Origin of the sequence: Paraburkholderia sp. SIMBA_030 (assembly GCF_046535245.1) — a bacterium.
Classification (GTDB): Bacteria; Pseudomonadota; Gammaproteobacteria; order Burkholderiales; family Burkholderiaceae; genus Paraburkholderia.
Window position 1 is genome coordinate 1 of the sequence record NZ_JAWRXB010001391.1, and the last position, 244, is coordinate 244.

Consider the following 244-nt stretch of genomic DNA (forward strand, 5'->3'; position numbering starts at 1 on the left):
GGAACATTCGTTCCGGTTGGCATTTCCCCAGTAGGAACATTCGTTCCGGTTGGGAATGTTAGTGAGTAGCTTGAACTGATGCCCTGCGTGCCCGCTCGACGCCCACGCCGTTCCTCAAGAATCCATCCGGCGTCTTTCAGCCATGAAAGGTTCTTCCGAACTGCCCGGTCGCTGATTCCCAAGCGTTCAGCGAGGGTAGCTTGACTGGGATATGCGTTCTTTCCCGTCTCACTGTCCGCATAGG

1 protein-coding gene is annotated in these 244 nt (G+C 55.7%); it reads right to left on the bottom strand.

The genetic code is table 11. The features are described 5' to 3' along the window. The coding region (locus tag SB772_RS44605; protein WP_410839102.1) for a helix-turn-helix domain-containing protein at positions 1-244 on the bottom strand (244 nt) is incomplete at both ends.